Genomic DNA, 19,915 nt, shown 5'->3' with positions numbered 1-19,915 from the left:
GGGAATTAACACAGTTCTAGCTGAACATCATGCTGCTCAATAATTTTCATCACGCTGGCAGGAGGCAGCTGATCGGTAAACAGATAGTCGATTAAATTCATATTTCCCAGATTTACCATCGCATTACGACCAAATTTGGAGTGGTCTGTGACCAACATCACGCAGCGGGAGTTTTCGATAATCGCGCGTTTGGTGCGTACTTCGTGATAATCGAACTCCAGCAAAGAGCCGTCCATATCGATACCACTGATACCTAAAATGCCGTAATCCAGACGGAACTGGGAGATGAAATCCAGCGTGGCCTCGCCAATAATGCCGCCGTCACGGGTTCGCACTTCGCCACCGGCCAGAATCAGGCGGAAATCTTCTTTGGCGGTGAGTAAGGTCGCAACGTTTAGATTATTGGTCACGACGCGCAGATTTTTATGATTGAGCAGTGCGTGAGCCACGGCTTCTGGCGTGGTGCCGATATCGATAAACAGCGTTGCACCATCGGGAATCTGGCTGGCAACTCGTTGGGCAATACGAGCTTTTTCCTCAGACCACATGACCTTTCTATCGTTATAGGCCGCATTGACCGAACTGGAGGGCAGCGCGGCGCCGCCGTGATGGCGATGAATTTTATTTTGATCGGCCAAATCATTCAGGTCACGCCGAATGGTTTGCGGACTAACGGCAAAGTGTTCTACCAGTTCTTCAGTGCTGACATAACCCTGAAGGCGTACCAGTTCAATAATCGCATCATGTCGCTGCGTTTGCTTCACGATAATCCCCTAATTTGCCCGGTTTACGGACCGTTATTGTGTGGTTCGGGTGCTATTACGCGTATCCCAAAATGCCATCAGTAATCCAATGACCAGACCAGAAACGTGAGCGGCATTGGCGATCGACAGACCTAAAATATCGAAATATCCGGCGATTAACCACAGAACAGAGAAAGCCATCAACCCGTTAGGTAGAGAGATTCCCCGCTCCGGTGCTCGTTGGCCTGTCAGCCAAACGTAACCCATCAGGGCGTAGACTACGCCGGACAAGCCACCAAAGTTTGAGCCGCTGAATAAGGATTGCCCCCAGCCGCTAAATACGGCGGAAACAATGGTTAATACCACGAGTTTTCCCGTGCCGAGGCGTTTTTCCATTTGGCCGCCCAAATACCACCACCACAGTAGGTTAAACAGGATATGCATCAGCGAAAAGTGTAGAACAGCGTGGCTGACCCAACGCCAGATTTCCAGATACTGGCTGCTGTTTACCGGCCAGGCCAGCCAGCTCATGACGGCATTATCACCGACGATTTGCATCAGAATATAGACTGCAATACATACCACCATCAGGCTGAGGGTGAGTGGGCCAGCCTGACTACGTAAATTCTGCAACAGCGAAACACGCTGATAAGGCATATCGGTGTGAAGATTGCCCGATTGCCAGCTCGCCGCCTGATAGCGCGGGTTGAGCGGGTCTAGTAAAAATTGTTCTAGCTCATGCTGAACCTGAGGAAGTTTTTCATCCTCATTTAGCCAGATTTCTGCATCTTGACTGTGGTGTCGGAGTTCCAAAGTCACCTTTTGCGTGGCCATATAGTCCACAAAGGCCTGCGCCAGACGTAGGTTAGAAATTACTATCACACGAATCATATTTATAATTTACCGTCTAACGTTATGATTTATAAAACATCTTAAACTTTATCGTAGCAATTGAGCATGTTAGCAAACTGATTCTCCCTTTTCGCTGTAGGGATGTCATCTGTTGTTTAAAAAAAGCCAGAGTCCACAACAACGAAAACCGCCGATACTGGTGAATATGGCGGCTTAATATCATTCTTGTGGATGATGTAATATGGCGCAAGGCAGAGGCCAAGGGTGGCCTCTTGCATTGGAAAAAGGGTAAATCAGGCTTTGTCTGTGGCAACATCTTGCGGGTAACTTCTGGCCCAGGCTTCGAAACCACCATTAATGCTATAAACTGCGTCAAAACCTTGCTCCAGTAGATATTGAGCGGCACCGCGGCTACTGTTGCCGTGGTAACACATCACCATCACCGGCTGGTCAAAATCGGTTTGTTGCATAAAAGTCTGCAAACTGCCGTTGGTCAAATGAAATGCGCCCGGCGCATGACCGGATTCATAGCTCTGCGGATCGCGAATATCCACGAGAACCGCCTGCCCCTCTTTCCAGCGGGAGTAGGCTTGCTCAACGTCAATTGCTTCAAATTGTTCCATACTGCTGACACCCTTTTATTGGCGATTAAACTGGTTATGCCGCTATTGTAATCAATTTTATGCCAATAAAGACCCATTGGTTGGTATGGATAAATTTCCGCCAGATAAAATCAGCGGTTGGTTAAACGCCGTATCCCATCATTTGCAGCAATCGCTGCGCTTGTTGAACCGCTTCCTGACGGTGAGCCACGCCCAATTTTTGATACAAATTACGAATATGGGTTTTGATTGTGGTGGCGGCTACGTCCAGCTCACCGGCTATTTGCTCATTACTGTAACCGGAGTAAATCAACCCTAGAACCTGCCATTCCCGTTGAGTCAGCGGACTGGTACGAATCAATTCAGGCACCTGCGGGTGAGTCAGTAACTTATCGACAAAGCGTTCGTCAAAATGAGCAAATTTATGGCGATGATGCTGGTTGATGTCCTTCAGGATGCGTTGAGCACGATGTTGTTCCAGTTCCGGCAGCGCGTTCAGTTGGATAAGCTGACGTAACTGCTGTGCCATTGCTTCTCCTTCGATCACAAAGTGGCTGATAAAACCGGTACGGTTTGCCAGCGTCAGAGATTCTATCAGCGCTTTTTGTGCTTCGCCTTTCCGTTCGGTTTGCCAGTAAAGAATATTACTTAACAGCAGGTTACGGTTGAGATCGCTGGTCAGTCGCAGGCGACGGGCATTTTCGTTGAGTTCATCAAGAACCACTTCGGCCTCATCGAAATAACCGAGCATAATCTGCACTCTGGCAATATTACGCCACTGGCCTTGCAGGAAATGGTTATCGGCCATGCCCGGCTTTTCTGCCTGACGCAGCCAGTTAGCCGCAGCCGTTTTATCACCGGTCATTTGCCAGTAAATCACTCTGGGTTTATCCGCATTGGTTACCCAGTCGCGATGGTATTGAGTGCCGTGAATCAAGGCTTCGCAGCGTTGAATATACATATGGGCGTTATCTAAATCGCCCCGTGCCAGCGAGCATTTGGAGAGCATGGCCAGACATTGCAACTGCTGCTGTGGCTGATAGTTGGCGAGAATAGCTATGCCCTGACGTGCGGCTTCCTCTGCTTCATCCAGCCGCGACCACGACCACAGTACCTGCGCGCGAATACGTAGTAAGAATTCATGCATCGGCAATTGCTCAAGGTGTTGTTCACGTATCAACTCGAAGGCTTTTTCCTGAGTTTCAAACGCGGCCTGCAAGAAGCCTTGGGCAATCAGAATTTCACTTTGTTGCAGTAGCGCCCATAACGCGTAGTGATAGGCCTGGTGGCGGCGCGCCATTTGCTCAGTTTGCTGCATCATTGGCAGTGCGCGAGTCAGTTCACCTTTGCAATGATGCACTTCACCTGTGACGGAGGTTGCCACAATGCGGCTGTAGTAACTGGCCATCGGCAGATATTTCAGCGCATCGGTTGCCAGTTTTTCCGCTTCATCCGGCTTGCCTGCGTTAATAGCCACCTGCGCTCGCAGTGCGTCAAATTCGGCGCTGAGGGCTGCATCAATCGGAATTTTACGTTCCAGCATCGCGGTTTCGGCTTGACCGAGCAGAGTGTTAACTTCGCTATAGCGATGCTGACTTTGCGCCAGCCAGGCTTGCAGTAGCGCCAGTTCAGGATTTTGTATCAGTAAAGAATAAGGTAGTGCGCTAAGACATTGTTCTAACAGCGCCAACTCGCTGTGATTGAAAAGTGACCAGGCGTGTTGTAGCAGAATATCCCGCAGCATCCCCACATCGCCAGCCGCCAGCGCATGGTGAATGGCTTCAGCGGGATAACCTAGCGCCATCCAGCCCTCAGCCGCGGCGTGGTGAAGGTCCGGTAGCTCCAACGCCAGTTCCCACTGGCAGCGCTGACGCAGAAAAGTGGCAAATAGTGGATGGAAACAGAACCATTCGCCAGTGTCATCCATTCGGTGGATGAATAGTCCTTGTCGTTCCAATTCTTCCAGTCGTTGCTGGCCGTTGTCTTCGCCGGTCAGACGCACAATCAGCGCATCGTTCATTGAACGCAACACCGAACAGCGCAGCAAAAATGCACGAGCATTGGCATCAACCTGATCCAATACTTCATCTACCAGATAATCGGATAGATGGCTGGCATTTAACCCAGCCAGACGTTTAGCGGATTTCTGCGCCGATGAATTGGGTTGACGAGAGGAAAGGGCGATAAGCTGCAAGGCCGTGGCCCAGCCTTCCACTTCGTCACACAGGCGGCTGCTATCTCCTTGATCTAATGGTACCGGCAAGCGGCAATCAAAGAATTGCTGCGCTTCCTGATGATTAAACGCCAGCTGTTGGATACCCAATTCCAATAACTGATCGCGCACCCGCAGATTGGCGATGCCCAGAGGCGGCAGCGTGCGGGATAAAATCAGCAGCGTGAGGTTTTCAGGCTGATGGCGCAGGAAGAAGCGCATGGCTTCATGAATGGCGTCGTTGGTGATCAGATGATAGTCATCAATCACCAGATACAGCGGCCCGTCCCAGTCGGACAGTTCCACAAATAATTGGGCGAATAGCGCCGAAAGATTAGCATATTGATGTTTTTGGCTGAGGGCTTCGCTCTTGCTGCAATGTCCACCGGTAGCCTGTTGCACCGCCGCGACCAGATAGGTAGCGAAACGTTCAGGCTGATTGTCGCTTTCATCCAGTGAATACCAGCCGAGGTTGGATTGCCCCGCCGCCCATTGGGCAACCAGCGTAGTTTTACCGTATCCCGCAGGGCAATTAACCAGCGTCAGGCGATAGTTCGCCGCCGCAGAAAGTTTGGCCAATAGGCGATCGCGCACAACGGTATTTTGCAGCCGTACCGGGCGGCTCAGTTTTGAAGGGATCAGCATATTATTCCAGACTCAAATGGCAACGACAGACCGGCGGATTCATAAGGACAATTATTTTAAGCCTCGTAATTAATCAGCCCTGTTAAGGTCTGATAACGGCCAAATTATTGCAATAACGTTAATACTTCCTATGGTCGTAAGTTGCACCTGATCACATTTTTAGCTACGCCCTGCGACTCATCCCCAGCTAATCCCTTACCGGGATGATGCTCTTGCCGGTTCTCCTCGGCAGGATAAGGGTAAAATTACCCCACTCACAGGATAGAGACTTCCCTATGTCACAGCCCATGCTAAAGAAGGATGATTTTCTGGCAGCACTGACCCGTCAGTGGCAGCGCTTTGGCCTCAGTTCGGCCCAGCAGATGACCCCGCACCAATGGTGGCAGGCGGTCAGCGCGGCGTTGGCCGAACAGTTGGCGGCTCAGTCGGCGCCGACTAAAGTGAAAAAGACGCAGCGCCATGTGAATTACATCTCAATGGAATTCCTGATTGGTCGCTTGACGGCAAATAATCTTATCAACCTCGGCTGGTATGAAACCGTTGAAAAACTACTGGCAGAGCAACAGGTCAATCTGGCCGACTTGCTGGAGCAGGAAACCGATCCGGCATTGGGTAACGGTGGTCTGGGACGTCTGGCGGCCTGTTTCCTTGATTCGATGGCAACGGTGGAGCAACCGGCGACTGGCTATGGCCTAAACTATCAATATGGGCTGTTCCGTCAGTCATTTAGCGAAGGAAAGCAGCAGGAAGCGCCAGACAACTGGGAGCGCGAGAGCTACCCGTGGTTCCGTCATAATGCGGCGCTGGCGGTGGACGTGAGTTTTGGTGGCAAGCTGGAAAAACAGGCCGATGGTCGTCAGCTCTGGCGTCCAGATTTTACGCTGCGCGGTGAAGCCTGGGATTTACCGGTATTGGGCTTCCGCAATGGGGTGACTCAGCCCCTGCGTTTATGGCAGGCAACTCACGTTCATCCGTTTGATCTGACTAAATTTAACGACGGTAAATTCTTGCTAGCCGAACAAAACGGCATTGATGCGGAAAAACTGACTAAGGTTCTGTATCCCAACGATAACCACCAGGCTGGAAAGCGCCTGCGTCTGATGCAGCAATATTTCCAGTGCGCCTGTTCCGTGGCGGATATTTTACGCAAACATCACACCGCTGGACGTGCGCTGGCCGATCTGCCTGAATATGAAGTGATTCAGCTGAATGATACTCACCCAACCATCGCTATTCCTGAAATGCTGCGAGTGCTGTTGGATGAACATCAGCTGAGTTGGGATGCTGCCTGGGCTATTACCAGTAAAACCTTCGCTTACACCAACCATACGCTGATGCCGGAAGCCCTTGAATGTTGGGATGAAAAATTGGTGCGTAGTCTGTTGCCGCGCCACTTTGCCATCATCAAGCAAATCAACGCTCAGTTTAAAAAACAGGTCGAAAAACAATGGCCTGGAGATAAAACGGTGTGGGCAAAACTGGCCGTACATCATGATAAACAAGTACGTATGGCAAACCTGTGTGTGGTCAGCGGTTTCGCGGTTAACGGCGTGGCCCAGCTACATTCGGATTTGGTGGTGAAAGATTTGTTCCCGGAATATTTCCAGCTGTGGCCAGAAAAATTCCATAACGTGACTAACGGTATTACGCCACGCCGCTGGCTAAAACAGTGTAATCCGGCGCTTTCTTCGCTGATCGACGAAACGTTAAAAGTGGAATGGGCGAATAATCTGGATGTGTTGGAAGGGTTGGAGTCTTACGCCGAGGATAAAAAATTCCGTGCGCGCTATCAGCAGATTAAGTACGACAACAAGGTAAAACTTGCCGAATACGTCCATCGCACTATGGGAATTACGCTGAACCCAGATGCTATCTTTGACGTGCAGATTAAGCGCCTGCACGAGTACAAACGGCAGCATTTGAATTTACTGCATATTCTGTCGCTGTATCGCCAGATTCGCGATAATCCTAATCTGGATATCGCCCCGCGGGTATTCCTGTTTGGTGCGAAAGCGGCTCCGGGCTATTACCTGGCGAAAAATATCATTTACGCCATTAACCAGGCGGCGGAGAAGATCAATAACGATCCGATCGTCAAAGATCGTCTGAAAGTTGTATTTATACCTGACTATAAAGTCTCCGTAGCCGAGTTGATGATTCCGGCGGCAGACGTTTCTGAACAGATTTCCACTGCCGGTAAAGAGGCATCGGGTACCGGTAACATGAAGCTGGCGTTGAACGGTGCTTTAACCGTGGGCACGCTGGACGGCGCTAACGTGGAAATTGCCGAGCAGGTCGGTGATGGGAATATCTTTATCTTTGGTAACACCGTCGAGCAGGTTAAAGCTATTTTGGCGAAGGGCTACCAGCCACTGAAAGTGTTGAAAGCCGATGCGCATCTGAAGAGTATTTTGGACGAACTGGCCAGCGGTGCCTTCAGCAACGGTGATAAACACGCTTTCGATATGATGCTGCATAGCCTGCGTCAAGGGGGCGATCCTTATCTGGTACTGGCTGATTTTGCTTCATATTGTGAGGCACAGCAGCAGATTGATGCGCTGTATCGTGATAAAGATGAATGGACTCGTCGCACCATTCTTAATACCGCTCGGGTAGGAATGTTTAGTTCCGATCGTTCGATTCGCGATTATCAGCAGCGAATTTGGCAAGCCAAACGTTAAGGAGACTGCATGGATCGTAAATCGCTCGATCAGGCAGCTACGCTGGCAGGGATAGCCGCCAGCTACATCAATGCCCACGGTAAACAGCAGGCTATACCAATGGAAACCAAGCAAAAACTGCTGGTAGCCATGGGACGAAGCCCGGATTCTGTTCAGCCTTCGCGGGGTGAGAAAACGCCATTACCGGTGGTGAAAGTCTTTACCCACGCAAACCCGATGACTCTGGCTATCGGTGGCGAAGGTGATTATCACTGGCAACTGGTGACAGAAGAGGGAGTCTCACATCAAGGGCGCGTTAGCGCCCAAAAAACCCTGACGTTGCCGGCATCGTTACCCCTTGGTTACCATCACCTAGCGTTGGAGCAAGGTACGCAGCAATGGCGATGTTCAATCATTGTAGCGCCGAAACGTTGCTATGAGCCAGACGCGTTGTTGACCGGCAAAAAACTGTGGGGTGCCTGCGTACAGCTCTACACTTTACGTTCGGAACGTAATTGGGGCATCGGTGATTTTGGCGATTTAGACCGAATGGTTGAGCAGGTCGGTGAGCGTGGCGGTGCATTTATCGGCTTAAATCCGATTCATGCGCTGTATCCAGCCAATCCCAATAGTGCCAGCCCATATAGCCCTTCGTCCCGCCGTTGGCTGAATGTGATTTATATCGACGTGAACAGCGTGGAGGAGTTTCAGCAGAGTGAAGCGGCTCAGCGCTGGTGGCATCTGCCACAAACCCAAAGCACGCTGGCTGCGATTCGCACTGCCGAATGGGTCGATTACGCCAAAGTGACGGCGCTGAAACTGGCCGGTTTACGCCTGTCTTTTCCGCTGTTTTTGGCGCGCTCAGCCAATGATAAGCAAATGCAGGACTTTCGGCAGTTTGTGGAACAGGGCGGTAAAAGTTTGCAGCAGCAGGCGGCTTTCGATGCCTTACATGCTCATTTAAGCCAACAGGATTCTGCTCTGTGGGGCTGGCCGGTGTGGCCACAAAAATACCGCGATGGGCAGGGCGAAGGTGTGGCGGAGTTTTGCCAGCAGCATAGTGATGAGGTAACTTTCTACCTGTGGTTGCAGTGGTTGGCAGCCAGCCAGTTTTCCCAGTGTTTCCGCCACAGTCAGCAGCAAAAAATGCCGATAGGTTTGTATCGGGATTTGGCGGTTGGCGTAGCCGAAGGCGGCGCGGAAACTTGGTGCGATCGCGAACTGTATTGCCTGAAAGCCTCCGTTGGTGCGCCGCCAGATATTCTTGGCCCTTTGGGTCAAAACTGGGGGTTGCCGCCGATGGATCCTCACGTGATGGTAGCCAGAGCCTATCAGCCATTTATTGATTTGCTGCGCGCCAATATGACCAGTTGTGGTGCATTGCGGATTGACCACGTTATGGCACTGCTGCGCCTGTGGTGGATTCCTTATGGTGAAACCGCAGATCAGGGCGCTTATGTGAAGTATCCGGTTGACGATCTTTTGGCAGTACTGGCGCTGGAAAGCCAGCGTCATCGCTGTATGGTGATCGGAGAGGATTTGGGGACGGTGCCGGTGGAGATTGTCAGCAAGCTGCGGGATAGCGGTGTTTATTCTTACAAAGTGCTCTACTTTGAAAGAGATAGCGAAAACACTTTCCGTGCGCCTCAGTCTTATCCGGTGCAGGCGATGGCGACTATTACTACTCATGATTTACCGACGCTGCGTGGCTACTGGCAAAGTGACGATCTGACTTTGGGCAATAAGCTGGGTTTGTACCCAGACCAGCAGATTCTCAAACAGTTGTATGCGGATCGGGAAAGAGCCAAGCAAGGCCTGCTGGAAGGTTTGCACCATTATGGCTGCGTACCGAAGAAAGTTGGCCGCAAGGCGGCGCTATTAGCGATGAGTCCAACGTTAAATCGAGGTCTGCAACGCTATGTGGCAGATAGTGCCAGCGCGTTGTTAGGATTACAGCCAGAAGACTGGCTGGATATGGCAGCGCCGGTCAATATTCCCGGTACCAGCGACGAGTATCCGAACTGGCGTCGTAAACTGACTCATTCTTTAGAGGAGATGTTTGCCGATCAGCGGGTTAACCGTCTTTTGAAGGATTTGGATAAGCGGCGTAAGAATGTCTCTGCAAGTTAATCATCCGCGTTTATCCGATGCCATTGGTTGAAGGATAGAAATTAAAAAGGGGAGCCGATGATGAGTCGACTCCCCTTTATTTCCCTGCGTTACTCAATGAGCACAACGGCAGTGAGAGTTGCCATTGCTAGTTTAAGACAACGGAATCAGTAGTAAGAATGCTCGCCGCGCTGATGCTCGGTTAGGTCTCTTACCCCTTTCAATTCAGGGAATTTCTGTAACAGTTCTTTTTCGATGCCTTCTTTCAGGGTCACATCGACCATCGAACATCCGTTACAACCGCCGCCGAACTGAAGAATTGCCAGCCCGTCATCGGTGATCTCCATCAGCGTAACGCGACCACCGTGGCCAGCTAGCTGTGGGTTAATTTGCGACTGTAAAACGTACTCTACCCGCTCCATCAGCGGTGCAGAATCATCCACTTTTCGCATTTTGGCATTAGGCGCTTTCAGGGTTAACTGCGAGCCTAACTGATCGGTAACGAAGTCGATTTCTGCATCCTGCAGATAAGGTATGCTCAATTCATCCACATAGGCGGATAATTGCTCGAATTTCAGCTCGGTATCTGTGGCCTCAACCGCATCCGGCGGACAATAGGACACGCCGCATTCCGCCGTTGGAGTTCCTGGGTTGATCACAAATACGCGGATTTGGGTGCCTTCTTCTTGATTTGCCAGCAATTTGGCAAAATGAGATTGTGCTGCATCTGTTATTTTGATCATGGCATTAGCTCAATAGTTGACTGCTCTTGTCGGTTATAATACGCCCATTGACGCCGTGACTACAAGGTGCGGCAAATACACCAGACCTGCAATGAGCTTACCTTCTGTTCCCGCAGCATAGCGCTTATCTCGGCAACCGTGCTGCCCGTCGTCACAACATCATCCAGTAATACGACGTGCTGACCGCAAAAATCTTCGGTAAGGCGAAATATTCCCCTTAGATTCTTTCGGCGCGCGCTGGCGGTCAACTGCCGCTGCGGTGGCGTGGCAGACAGACGTTTTAGGCTGTCAGGATGATAATCGCAGCCTAGCCAGCGGGCCAAAGGTCGCGCCAATAAATCGCTTTGATTAAAACCTCTCTGCCAGCAGCGCCGGTGATGTAACGGCACGCTGATCAACCGCTGAGGCTTGATTGCCGCACTATCAGCGTATTTTATCGCTCGCCAGCGTAAGAATATCAAGCGGGCCAGAACCGGCGCTAATTGTGAAAAGCCCTTAAATTTCAGCATTTTTATTAGTGTACTTAACGGCGGTTGATAATCCCCGATGAACAGTATCCGCTGCCAGGGCCGTGGTTGCTGTAGACAGCGACCGCAGGGTAGTTCGGGCTGTGATGAGGGCAAACCACAGATGAAACAGCAGGGGGGCGGCATGGGTAAATGGCGTAAACAGAAACAGCAAATTCCGTGAAAAGCCAGATGTAACGGTTGTCGGCATAGCCAACATAGCCCGGTGATTGTTAGCATAGGCATCTTCCTTGATGGTGAAGGCAACAGGATAATAACCGATGACAAAGCTTTATTGGCAGACCTGCGGCGAAGGCGATCGCGATCTTGTGCTGCTGCACGGATGGGGGCTGAACGCCGAGGTGTGGCGTTGCATGATTGAGCGGCTTGCCCCGCATTTTCGCATTCATCTGGTCGATTTACCGGGCTATGGACGTAGCCGAGGTTATGGTGCGATGTCGCTGGATGAGATGGCTGATATTGTACTGAAACAGGCTCCAGCGAAGGCGCTGTGGCTGGGGTGGTCAATGGGCGGTCTGGTGGCGAGTCAGATTGCCCTGAGCCACCCGGAGCGCGTGAGTGGGCTGATTACGGTCTCTTCTTCCCCCCGTTTTACCGCCCATGACGAATGGCCGGGGATTCGCCCAGAAGTGCTGGCGGGTTTCCAGCAGCAGCTAACGGAAGATTTCCAGCGTACCGTTGAACGTTTCTTGGCGCTACAAACGCTGGGAACGGAAAGCGCCCGTCAGGATGCTCGCTTGCTGAAATCGGTGGTATTGAATCATCAAATGCCAGAGGTGGAAGTATTGACCGGTGGCTTGGAAATTTTGCGCACGGTGGATTTACGTCAGGAGCTGGCGGCTTGTTCTGTCCCGTTACTGCGTATTTATGGTTATCTGGATGGTCTGGTGCCGCGCAAAGTTGCCGCGTTGCTGGATGATGCTTTACCTCAAAGTCGCTCTATAGTGATGAAAGGCTCGGCTCATGCTCCATTTATCTCTCACCCTGATGATTTTGCACAGTTAATCATTAATTTTTCCGCTGAGATTGCTCTGGCTCCTTAATTGAGTCACGCCGTCGGGGGAAGGGCTATCCCTGCCATTACCTCGGCGGGATCGAAATATATAGGTCATTTAGTGGCTAAATACTGAATCTACCCAATAATTAGAAGCGTTAGATAAGGTGCTACAGAACGGGCAGTTTATCGCACCGGTTTCTCTGTAACCCTTCCTCTGGGGATGAACCCTTCCTGCGGGTGCATCAATACAAATCAAATCTAACTCATATCGTTATTACTTGGCTCAATTTTTCTGTACACGCACCTATTACTTTAATGCGAGGTATTACCATGAAATTATTGAAAAATGTAGCGGTTGCTCTGGTTGTTGGTGGGTTGTCTTTTGGCGCTTTGGCAGCGAAAGAAATTACAAAAGAAGAAGCGAAAGACAAAGGCTACGAAAAAATTGGCACCATTTCTTCTTCTGGCGAAGCCACGTCTCCAATGGATGTGAAGCAGGATTTGTCGGCTAAAGCCGATGAAAAAGGCGGTAAGTACTACGTCATCATCTCGGAGAATGAAAAGAAAAAATTTGACGCTACCGCAGATGTGTATAAGTAATTATCTTTGAATAATAAAAAGGTGATGCCATTGCTGACATCACCTTTTTCTTTAGTGCGTTTTTAACTGATACACCACGGTGTTGCATTTCTGGCCTTCCGGGCAGCTTTTACAGCTACCGCTCAGGCATCCGCGATTATCCTGCTCAATCCGCTCCAGTTTTCCCATAGCAATCAGCCGTTCTAGCATAGCTTCTACCAAAGGTAGCGGCGCGGCCAACTGCTGACTTAGCTGGCTAGCTTCCATACAGCCGTTCAGGGCAATGGCGTCACGCAGTTGCATCAAGCTGGCCATAATTGGTTTCTCCCTGATTAATGACAGCGACCGCTGCTGCTTTGGCAGCAGCTTGCGGGCTGTCGATTCTGTAGGCGGAGGGTTACCCGGCTGCGAGCACGGCGCAGGCCGAACAATATCAAGATGTTAAAGACGATGACCGCCGCGATAATAGCCAAACTTTGCTGTGGATGGCTGCTAAAGGTTGCGGCCTGATAGAACAGCGTTGCCAGTGAGTAAGCCACGTTCAGTCCCCACAAAATGGAGAAGGTCATCCAGCCGCGGCTGGTCTCACGGGCGATCGCGCCCATAACGGAAACGCAGGGAACGTAGAGCAAAACAAAGATCAGGTAGCTATAGGCCGCCACGCTGGAACCAAATTTGCTACTCATCATGCCCATTGAACCGGCTTCCATCTCACCGTCACCTTTGCTGGCTTCGATTGGGTTGGATAACACGCTCAGGCTGAAGGTATCTTTTAAACCCTGCCAGGTTTCGTTTACCGCTCCGCCGAGTTCATCCAGCAAATTAAAGCCTTCTGCATCAAAAGGTTCATTCTTAATTTGTTCAGCGGTATACAGCGTGTTTAATGTTCCCACCACGACTTCTTTCGCCATAGCACCGGTAACCAAACCCACGGTGGCCTGCCAGTTATCGGCGTGTACGCCCATTGGCGTCAGCAACGGCGTGAGCACTTTACTGACCGAGGCCAACGCTGAGTCATTAATGCTATCGGCGGCTTTCCCACTGAAGGTAAAGCTGTTCAATCCGCCAATAAAAATACTGGCGATAACGATGACTTTACCGGCGCGCAGCACAAAGCCTTTCAGACGCTGCCAGGTCTGTAGCAGCAGGCTTTTCAAGTGAGGAACGTGGTAAACCGGAAGTTCCATCACGAAGGGAGAAGCTTCGCCGCGCATGATGGTGTACTTGAGTACCAAACCGGTAAGAATGGCGACCACGATACCGAGCAGATACAGGGAGAATACGATGCTGGCACCATCCTGCCCGAAGAAAGCGGCGGCGAAGACGGCAAAAATAGCCAGACGTGCACCACAGGACATAAAGGGGGCCATCATGACGGTTATCAGGCGTTCGCGCTGAGCGTCCAAGGTACGTGCGCCCATAATTGACGGGACGTTACAGCCAAACCCGACGATGAGCGGCACGAAGGATTTACCCGGTAGCCCCAGAGCCTGCATCAGGCGGTCCATAACGAAAGCCGCCCGAGCCATGTAGCCAGAATCTTCGAGGAAGGATAGGAACAAATACATCATGCCGATTTGCGGTACCAGCGGTAATACGGTGTTGATCCCGCCGCCAATTCCCTGAGCCAGAAATATCGTTAGCCATTCGGGGAAGTGCAGGGTATAGCCAACCCATTGTAGGCCCTGAATAAATATCGCCGATGAGCCGATATCAAAAATTGGCTGTAGCGCCCCGCCGATATTGATCGCCAATACAAACATCAAATACATAACAAACAGGAAAATGGGTACGCCGAGCCAACGATTCAGAATCACTTTATCCAGCATTTGAGTCAGACGGTTAGGTTCAGCTTGTTGCGCGTTACTTACCGCATCACACAGCGTTGCGATGCTTTGGTAACGAGCGTCGGCAATCACCAGTTCGGGATCTTCATGCTGTTGATCTTTCAGCCGTTGGCGAGATTCTGCCAGCAAAGCGGGCGAAACGCCGGAGCGTGCCAGACTGTAGATATCACCTTCCAACATTTGCAATGCCAGCCAGCGCCGTTGCTGCATTGGCAAACTACTGGGCATGGCCGACGTCAGTTTTTCAACTTCTTCCAGCAACTGCGGCGGATAGTTCACCAGAGCTCTGTTGGTATTCGGCTGATATTGATCGATGCTGGCTTTCAGCTCGGCAATACCTGTTGCACGAGTAGAAACTAGCGGAATGACCGGGCAACCAAGGCGCTTAGACAGCGCATCCACGTCAGTTTTGATTCGCTGACTTTGGGCGATATCCAGCATATTCAGCGCGATAATGCATGGAATGCCCAGCTCTAGCAGCTGCAATGTCAGATAGAGGTTACGTTCCAGATTCGACGCATCTATTACGTTGATTAACAGATCGGCTTCGCCACTGAGAATGTAGTGACAGGCAATTTGTTCATCCAGCGAGGTTTGTTCAGAGATGGTCGTCAGGGAATAGGTGCCGGGTAGGTCAACCAAAGTCACCTGATGCTGCGCTGTGGAAAAATGACCTTCTTTCCGTTCTACCGTGACCCCAGACCAATTACCTACGCGCTGACGCGCTCCGGTCAGTTGGTTGAACAGCGTAGTTTTACCTGCATTGGGGTTGCCAATTAAGCCGATTGTGAGTGCTTTCATGATCCAACGTAATATGAGTAAATTAAAATTAATCCAGACCAGGTGATATACCCAACCGAGCCGCAGACAAAATAAAAAGAAAGGAACCAGAAAATTAAGGCTGTAGGTCCAAATTCAGAAAATCTAAATCTTTTTTACGTAATACCAAACTGACGCGGCGAGTTTCTATCTGAATGGGATCGCCTAATGGTGCTAGACGTACAACATTAAATGATGAACCGGGTAACATGCCGAGCGACAATAATTTCTGTCGATAAGCCGGGCTGATTTCGGGAGAGAATCCCAGAATCTTATAAGCGCGTTGAGGAAGAAGATGCATATAACCCTCGTGATAATAAAAGATGACATTATCGGCAACAAAATGGCGGACTAACCAGCTCAACGCCAGGTGCGACTATCATATTATCTGCCAGAGGAATCGGGCTATTAGCGGTAGCCCTTGAACTGCGGGCGGTAGCGCTAATCGATAATAGACACAATAATGATAGTGAGAATCGTTCTCGTATTCAACGGCAATCAAAAACCTAATGGTAAATATTCGTTACGACATTAGGAATAATATGCTCTAGGCAGATATCTTCTTTTTTTAGCACTAAAGTGCGGCATTCGCAAATGAGAGTAACCGGTTAAAATGGTTAATGAATTGTATTTGAATTTACAAATGCTACCAATCTTAAAGATAATAATTCTAATTTACACTATCTGTAATTCACCATGATTTGAATCAATTAATATCTGGATTTATATTTAGTTAATCTTATCTATTATGTTTCTTAATAAATCCTTAGGGTTGCCTTAGTCGCCTCATTTATTTTGAGAAGTACAACACAAATAGAAAATTATGAAGGACTCAGAAAATAGATGATTAGCTTCTGTTAATCATCTATGAATATAAAATTTCATTTCTATAGACCAAAAAATTATGAAAGACATATCACAGAATAGCAGGGAGAAGGGCGCGAACTGGGAAGGAAAAACGCCGCTGACAAGACTCAGCGGCGCGGTTGGATTAGCGTTTTTTTCCTAAGGCTGCGGCTAGCGCGTCGCTCATTGCGCTGTTGCCTGCGCCGATAGTGCTTGCAGCTCGTCCTTTGGCGGGCGATCTATCGCGAGAATCTTGACTATTGCGTCCTCCCTGACGAGGTTTAGCGCTATTGTCAGCGCTGCCGCGTCGGGCATTGATTTCTCCCGGTTGCTCGTCTAAACGCATTGTTAAAGCAATACGTTTACGCTGCAAATCGACTTCCATTACTTTCACTTTGACGATATCGCCGGCTTTCACCACTTTATGCGGGTCATCGACAAATTTGTCTGCCAGTGAAGAAATGTGCACCAAACCATCCTGATGGACGCCGATATCGACAAAGGCACCAAAATTGGTGACGTTAGTCACTGAACCTTCCAGAATCATTCCCACGGTGAGGTCGTTCATGGTTTCAACGCCGTCGGCGAAGGTAGCAGTTTTAAACTCAGGACGCGGATCGCGACCCGGTTTTTCCAACTCTTTAAGAATATCTGTCACTGTCGGCACACCGAAACGCTCGGTAGTAAAATCTCTGGCTTGCAGGTTGCGCAGTACGGTTGGATTGCCCATCAAATCCTGTAACGCCTGTTCGGTCGCAGCCAGAATACGCTCGACGACCGGATAGGTTTCAGGATGCACCGTCGAGGCGTCCAACGGGTTATCGCCGTGGTTGATACGTAGGAAGCCGGCGCATTGTTCAAAGGCTTTTGGCCCCAAGCGACTGACTTTCAATAGCTGTTCACGATTACGGAAACGGCCATTTTCATTACGCCAGTTCACGATATTTTGCGCCATCATGCGCGTCAAACCGGCAACACGGGTGAGTAATGGCACCGATGCTGTATTGAGATCCACACCCACGGCGTTTACGCAGTCTTCAACCACCGCATCCAGTTTTCTAGCCAATTGGCTCTGGCTAACGTCATGCTGATACTGACCAACCCCGATGGATTTCGGGTCGATCTTAACCAGCTCGGCCAGCGGATCTTGCAAGCGACGCGCAATTGACACCGCGCCACGGATAGAGACATCCAGATCGGGGAATTCCAAGGCTGCCAGCTCAGATGCGGAATAAACGGAGGCGCCGGCTTCACTGACAATCACTTTCTGTGCGGTAACCGCCGGATATTGCTGCTGCAATTCGGTAAAGAAGCGCTCGGTTTCCCGAGACGCGGTGCCGTTACCAATAGCCACCAGTTCAACCTGATGCTTGATGCACAGCGCAGCGACGCTGGCGGCGGCTTTGGTGGCCTGACCGGTATGAGGGTAAACGGTGTCGTAAGCCACTAATTTACCGGTGGCATCAACCACAGCGACTTTGACTCCGGTACGTAAGCCTGGATCCAGACCCATGGTGGCGCGCATGCCAGCAGGTGCCGCCATCAGCAAATCCTGCATATTACGGGCAAACACGTTGATGGCTTCTTCTTCCGCCCGCTCGCGCAGGGTACTCATCAGTTCGGTTTCCAGATGCAGTAAAATTTTGATGCGCCATGTCCAGTTGATGACGGCTTTCCGCCACGCATCGGCAGGCTCATTATTCAGGCGCAGATCCAGATGATTAATAATAATCTGTTCACCCTGGCTTTCACGCGGTGGTTCTTCAAACTGCGGATCGGCATTCAGAGACAGTTGCAGTACGCCTTCATTACGGCCACGGAACATAGCCAATGCGCGATGCGAAGGTACCTGAGCGATAGGTTCATGATGTTCGAAATAATCGCGGAACTTTGCCCCTTCCTGTTCTTTTCCTTCAACTACTTTTGAGACGAGGTGCGCATTTTTCCATAGATACTGACGCACTTTAGCCAGCAGTGTAGCGTCTTCGGCAAAACGCTCCATCAGGATGTAACGTGCGCCATCCAAAGCGGCTTTGGTATCGGCAACGCCTTTCTCAGCATCGATATAGGTGGCAGCAACGGACTCAGGCTCTTGCCGCGGATTGCTCCACAAGCTATCGGCAAGAGGTTCTAGGCCGGCTTCAATTGCAATCTGTCCGCGAGTGCGACGCTTCGGTTTATAAGGTAGATAAAGGTCTTCCAGCTCGGTTTTGCTCATGGTGCCGTTAATGGCACCGGCGAGTTGCTCAGTTAGCTTGCCTTGATCTTCAATGGATTTGAGAATGGTTTGACGGCGGTCTTCCAATTCACGCAGATAACCCAGACGGGTTTCCAACTGGCGCAACTGGGTATCATCCAACCCGCCGGTAACTTCCTTACGATACCGTGCAATAAAGGGCACGGTATTACCTTCATCAAGCAGGCGGATAGCGGAGATGACTTGCTCCGGCCGGGCCTGTAGTTCGCTTGCAATAATGCGGCTCAGTGGTTCATTCATAAGTCTGGTATCAGTTCGATAGATGAATAGGGAAATCAGAAAGGACAGTTATACGGATTGCGACAGAGAATTGCCAGTGCTGCGGTAATGCCAGCGAGCCAGAGAAAGTAGTGTTTTAGCATCTCGTTTTGCAGTAACAAATCGAAGCAGACCATGCCCAATATACTGCCTAGCGAATCTCCCAGAGTGGCAGACAGTGATACCAGTCCGAAGTAGGTAGCGAAACGCCCCGGCTCGGCGAATGAGGCATTAACCGCGTTTGAGCACGGCATAAAAACCATTAGTGCAAAGGCAAAAGTACAGCCTGCCAGCAGGATGAAAACCATGTTATGGGCGTAGTAAATCAGCAGGAAAGACAGAGAAAACGCCGCTAATGCCACCTTGGGAAAATAAGCTTGAATTCGTGGGTTAATATGGGCGCTGACCCAGTATTGCAGCACCATCACAGACAAGGCTTCGACCATGTAGAACCGCGTGATAGTGCTTCCTGCGCCTAATATTTCGTGTACGTAGAGTGGAATGGTGGAAAAAAACTGAGCATAAAGCATCCATAGTAGGCTGTTGATCAGCAAGAATCGGCAGTAATGCTGTTTTTTGAAGGCGATCAGAAAATCTATAACGATTGGTTTGTCTTTCTCAACTGACGGGGGATGAGGTTCAGAGAGAAAAAAGCGGCAAAATAGCAGTAGAGCGAGATAGAAACTACCAATAACCCAATACAGCCGACCGGGATAATGGAGCAATATATTAAAACCAATGGCAGGGGCGATTAATGCCGAACCATGCATAAGCACGTAGATAAATGAATAATCGGCAGGAGCGTGAGAAGCGTCGGATGAAGCCTGTTTTTGGCGCGCAATAGCTGAGTGGGTTAGCAATACGATAGAAGAAACGCCCACGCCAGCAATACACAGGCACCAAGGGGCAAAGATACCTATCAGTTTATCTGATGCGGCCAGTAAAAAACCGACGACGGCGGTGCTTAAAGAAAGCGTCAGGCTAGTGCGTAGAGTTAATCGATCGAACCAAGGCCCCAAAGCGACCTTTGCCAGACGTGAGGTAAAAACGTAGCCAAAAATGATGGTGCCAACAGTGGCTACAGATAAGTTCAGGTAATCATAGAGATAAGTGGCGAGAGTCGTCATCAGCATGTAATAGGCCAATGACGACCCGGCAAAAATAATAGAGATCGATCGTAACGGCGAGTATTTATCCACAACGATATATACCCTGCCAC

General features: G+C 50.2%; 15 protein-coding genes. 4 read left to right on the top strand and 11 right to left on the bottom strand.

The features are described 5' to 3' along the window. Positions 1–5: 5 nt before the first annotated feature. The 4 genes from AD970_RS05380 to malT form a co-directional block, all read right to left on the bottom strand. Positions 6–764: a DeoR/GlpR family transcriptional regulator gene (locus AD970_RS05380; RefSeq protein WP_049597296.1), complete on the bottom strand. Its 759-nt coding sequence runs from the start codon at positions 762–764 to the stop codon at positions 6–8. A 33-nt stretch (positions 765–797) separates the two neighbouring features. After that, entirely contained in the window at positions 798–1,634 is an 837-nt protein-coding gene (gene glpG / locus AD970_RS05375; RefSeq protein WP_049597295.1) for a rhomboid family intramembrane serine protease GlpG, read from the bottom strand. 254 nt (positions 1,635–1,888) lie between these two features. After that, complete coding sequence (gene glpE, locus AD970_RS05370; protein WP_049597294.1) at positions 1,889–2,218, bottom strand: thiosulfate sulfurtransferase GlpE; 330 nt, start codon at positions 2,216–2,218, stop codon at positions 1,889–1,891. Positions 2,219–2,339: 121 nt separating this feature from the next. Then, positions 2,340–5,054, bottom strand: a complete 2,715-nt coding sequence (malT, locus tag AD970_RS05365) for an HTH-type transcriptional regulator MalT (protein WP_049597293.1) — start codon at positions 5,052–5,054, stop codon at positions 2,340–2,342. Positions 5,055–5,329: 275 nt separating this feature from the next. On the opposite strand from malT, the gene malP reads away from it, so the two are divergent. Both malP and malQ read left to right on the top strand, forming a co-directional pair. Beyond that, positions 5,330–7,735 carry a maltodextrin phosphorylase gene (gene malP / locus AD970_RS05360; RefSeq protein WP_049597292.1) on the top strand — a complete coding sequence of 802 codons (2,406 nt, stop codon included), beginning with the start codon at positions 5,330–5,332 and terminating at the stop codon, positions 7,733–7,735. 9 nt (positions 7,736–7,744) lie between these two features. Then, positions 7,745–9,844: a 4-alpha-glucanotransferase gene (gene malQ, locus AD970_RS05355; protein ID WP_049597291.1), complete on the top strand. Its 2,100-nt coding sequence runs from the start codon at positions 7,745–7,747 to the stop codon at positions 9,842–9,844. 146 nt (positions 9,845–9,990) lie between these two features. Here the strand turns inward: malQ and nfuA are convergent, their stop codons facing one another. Both nfuA and gntX read right to left on the bottom strand, forming a co-directional pair. Then, entirely contained in the window at positions 9,991–10,566 is a 576-nt protein-coding gene (nfuA, locus tag AD970_RS05350) for a Fe-S biogenesis protein NfuA (protein ID WP_049597290.1), read from the bottom strand. A gap of 59 nt (positions 10,567–10,625) precedes the next feature. Then, positions 10,626–11,312 carry a DNA utilization protein GntX gene (gntX, locus tag AD970_RS05345; protein WP_049597289.1) on the bottom strand — a complete coding sequence of 229 codons (687 nt, stop codon included), beginning with the start codon at positions 11,310–11,312 and terminating at the stop codon, positions 10,626–10,628. Positions 11,313–11,353: 41 nt separating this feature from the next. Between gntX and bioH the strand changes: the two genes are divergently transcribed. Further along, a complete protein-coding gene (gene bioH / locus AD970_RS05340) occupies positions 11,354–12,136 on the top strand; it encodes a pimeloyl-ACP methyl ester esterase BioH (RefSeq protein WP_049597288.1) in 783 nt (260 codons plus the stop codon). A gap of 284 nt (positions 12,137–12,420) precedes the next feature. Then, positions 12,421–12,690 carry a YdgH/BhsA/McbA family protein gene (locus AD970_RS05335; protein WP_049597287.1) on the top strand — a complete coding sequence of 90 codons (270 nt, stop codon included), beginning with the start codon at positions 12,421–12,423 and terminating at the stop codon, positions 12,688–12,690. Between the two features lie 51 nt (positions 12,691–12,741). On the opposite strand, the gene AD970_RS05330 is transcribed toward AD970_RS05335, so the two are convergent. The 5 genes from AD970_RS05330 to AD970_RS05310 form a co-directional block, all read right to left on the bottom strand. Continuing rightward, the gene (locus tag AD970_RS05330) at positions 12,742–12,984 is read right to left on the bottom strand and encodes a FeoC-like transcriptional regulator (protein WP_049597286.1); all 243 of its coding nucleotides are present in this window, start codon (positions 12,982–12,984) and stop codon (positions 12,742–12,744) included. Positions 12,985–13,001: 17 nt separating this feature from the next. Then, complete coding sequence (gene feoB / locus AD970_RS05325) at positions 13,002–15,317, bottom strand: Fe(2+) transporter permease subunit FeoB (protein ID WP_049597285.1); 2,316 nt, start codon at positions 15,315–15,317, stop codon at positions 13,002–13,004. Positions 15,318–15,411: 94 nt separating this feature from the next. Further along, positions 15,412–15,636 carry a ferrous iron transporter A gene (feoA, locus tag AD970_RS05320; protein ID WP_049597284.1) on the bottom strand — a complete coding sequence of 75 codons (225 nt, stop codon included), beginning with the start codon at positions 15,634–15,636 and terminating at the stop codon, positions 15,412–15,414. Positions 15,637–16,326: 690 nt separating this feature from the next. Then, a complete protein-coding gene (locus tag AD970_RS05315) occupies positions 16,327–18,678 on the bottom strand; it encodes a Tex family protein (protein WP_049597283.1) in 2,352 nt (783 codons plus the stop codon). Between the two features lie 35 nt (positions 18,679–18,713). Next, positions 18,714–19,895, bottom strand: a complete 1,182-nt coding sequence (locus AD970_RS05310; protein ID WP_235786909.1) for an MFS transporter — start codon at positions 19,893–19,895, stop codon at positions 18,714–18,716. Positions 19,896–19,915: the final 20 nt, after the last annotated feature.

The sequence above is a fragment of the Yersinia nurmii genome, assembly GCF_001112925.1.
GTDB classification, from domain to species: domain Bacteria; phylum Pseudomonadota; class Gammaproteobacteria; order Enterobacterales; family Enterobacteriaceae; genus Yersinia; species Yersinia nurmii.
Note: the sequence above shows the minus strand (reverse complement) of the source record. Positions and strands in the feature narration are given on the sequence as shown.

Coding starts and splice junctions, on each gene's coding strand:
- bioH (WP_049597288.1), top strand. CDS start 11,354: ATGACAAAGCTTTATTGGCAGACCTGCGGCGAAGGCGATCGCGATCTT.
- glpE (WP_049597294.1), bottom strand. CDS start 2,218: ATGGAACAATTTGAAGCAATTGACGTTGAGCAAGCCTACTCCCGCTGG.
- feoB (WP_049597285.1), bottom strand. CDS start 15,317: ATGAAAGCACTCACAATCGGCTTAATTGGCAACCCCAATGCAGGTAAA.
- glpG (WP_049597295.1), bottom strand. CDS start 1,634: ATGATTCGTGTGATAGTAATTTCTAACCTACGTCTGGCGCAGGCCTTT.
- malP (WP_049597292.1), top strand. CDS start 5,330: ATGTCACAGCCCATGCTAAAGAAGGATGATTTTCTGGCAGCACTGACC.
- AD970_RS05315 (WP_049597283.1), bottom strand. CDS start 18,678: ATGAATGAACCACTGAGCCGCATTATTGCAAGCGAACTACAGGCCCGG.
- gntX (WP_049597289.1), bottom strand. CDS start 11,312: ATGCTAACAATCACCGGGCTATGTTGGCTATGCCGACAACCGTTACAT.
- AD970_RS05330 (WP_049597286.1), bottom strand. CDS start 12,984: ATGGCCAGCTTGATGCAACTGCGTGACGCCATTGCCCTGAACGGCTGT.
- AD970_RS05335 (WP_049597287.1), top strand. CDS start 12,421: ATGAAATTATTGAAAAATGTAGCGGTTGCTCTGGTTGTTGGTGGGTTG.
- malT (WP_049597293.1), bottom strand. CDS start 5,054: ATGCTGATCCCTTCAAAACTGAGCCGCCCGGTACGGCTGCAAAATACC.
- feoA (WP_049597284.1), bottom strand. CDS start 15,636: ATGCATCTTCTTCCTCAACGCGCTTATAAGATTCTGGGATTCTCTCCC.
- nfuA (WP_049597290.1), bottom strand. CDS start 10,566: ATGATCAAAATAACAGATGCAGCACAATCTCATTTTGCCAAATTGCTG.
- malQ (WP_049597291.1), top strand. CDS start 7,745: ATGGATCGTAAATCGCTCGATCAGGCAGCTACGCTGGCAGGGATAGCC.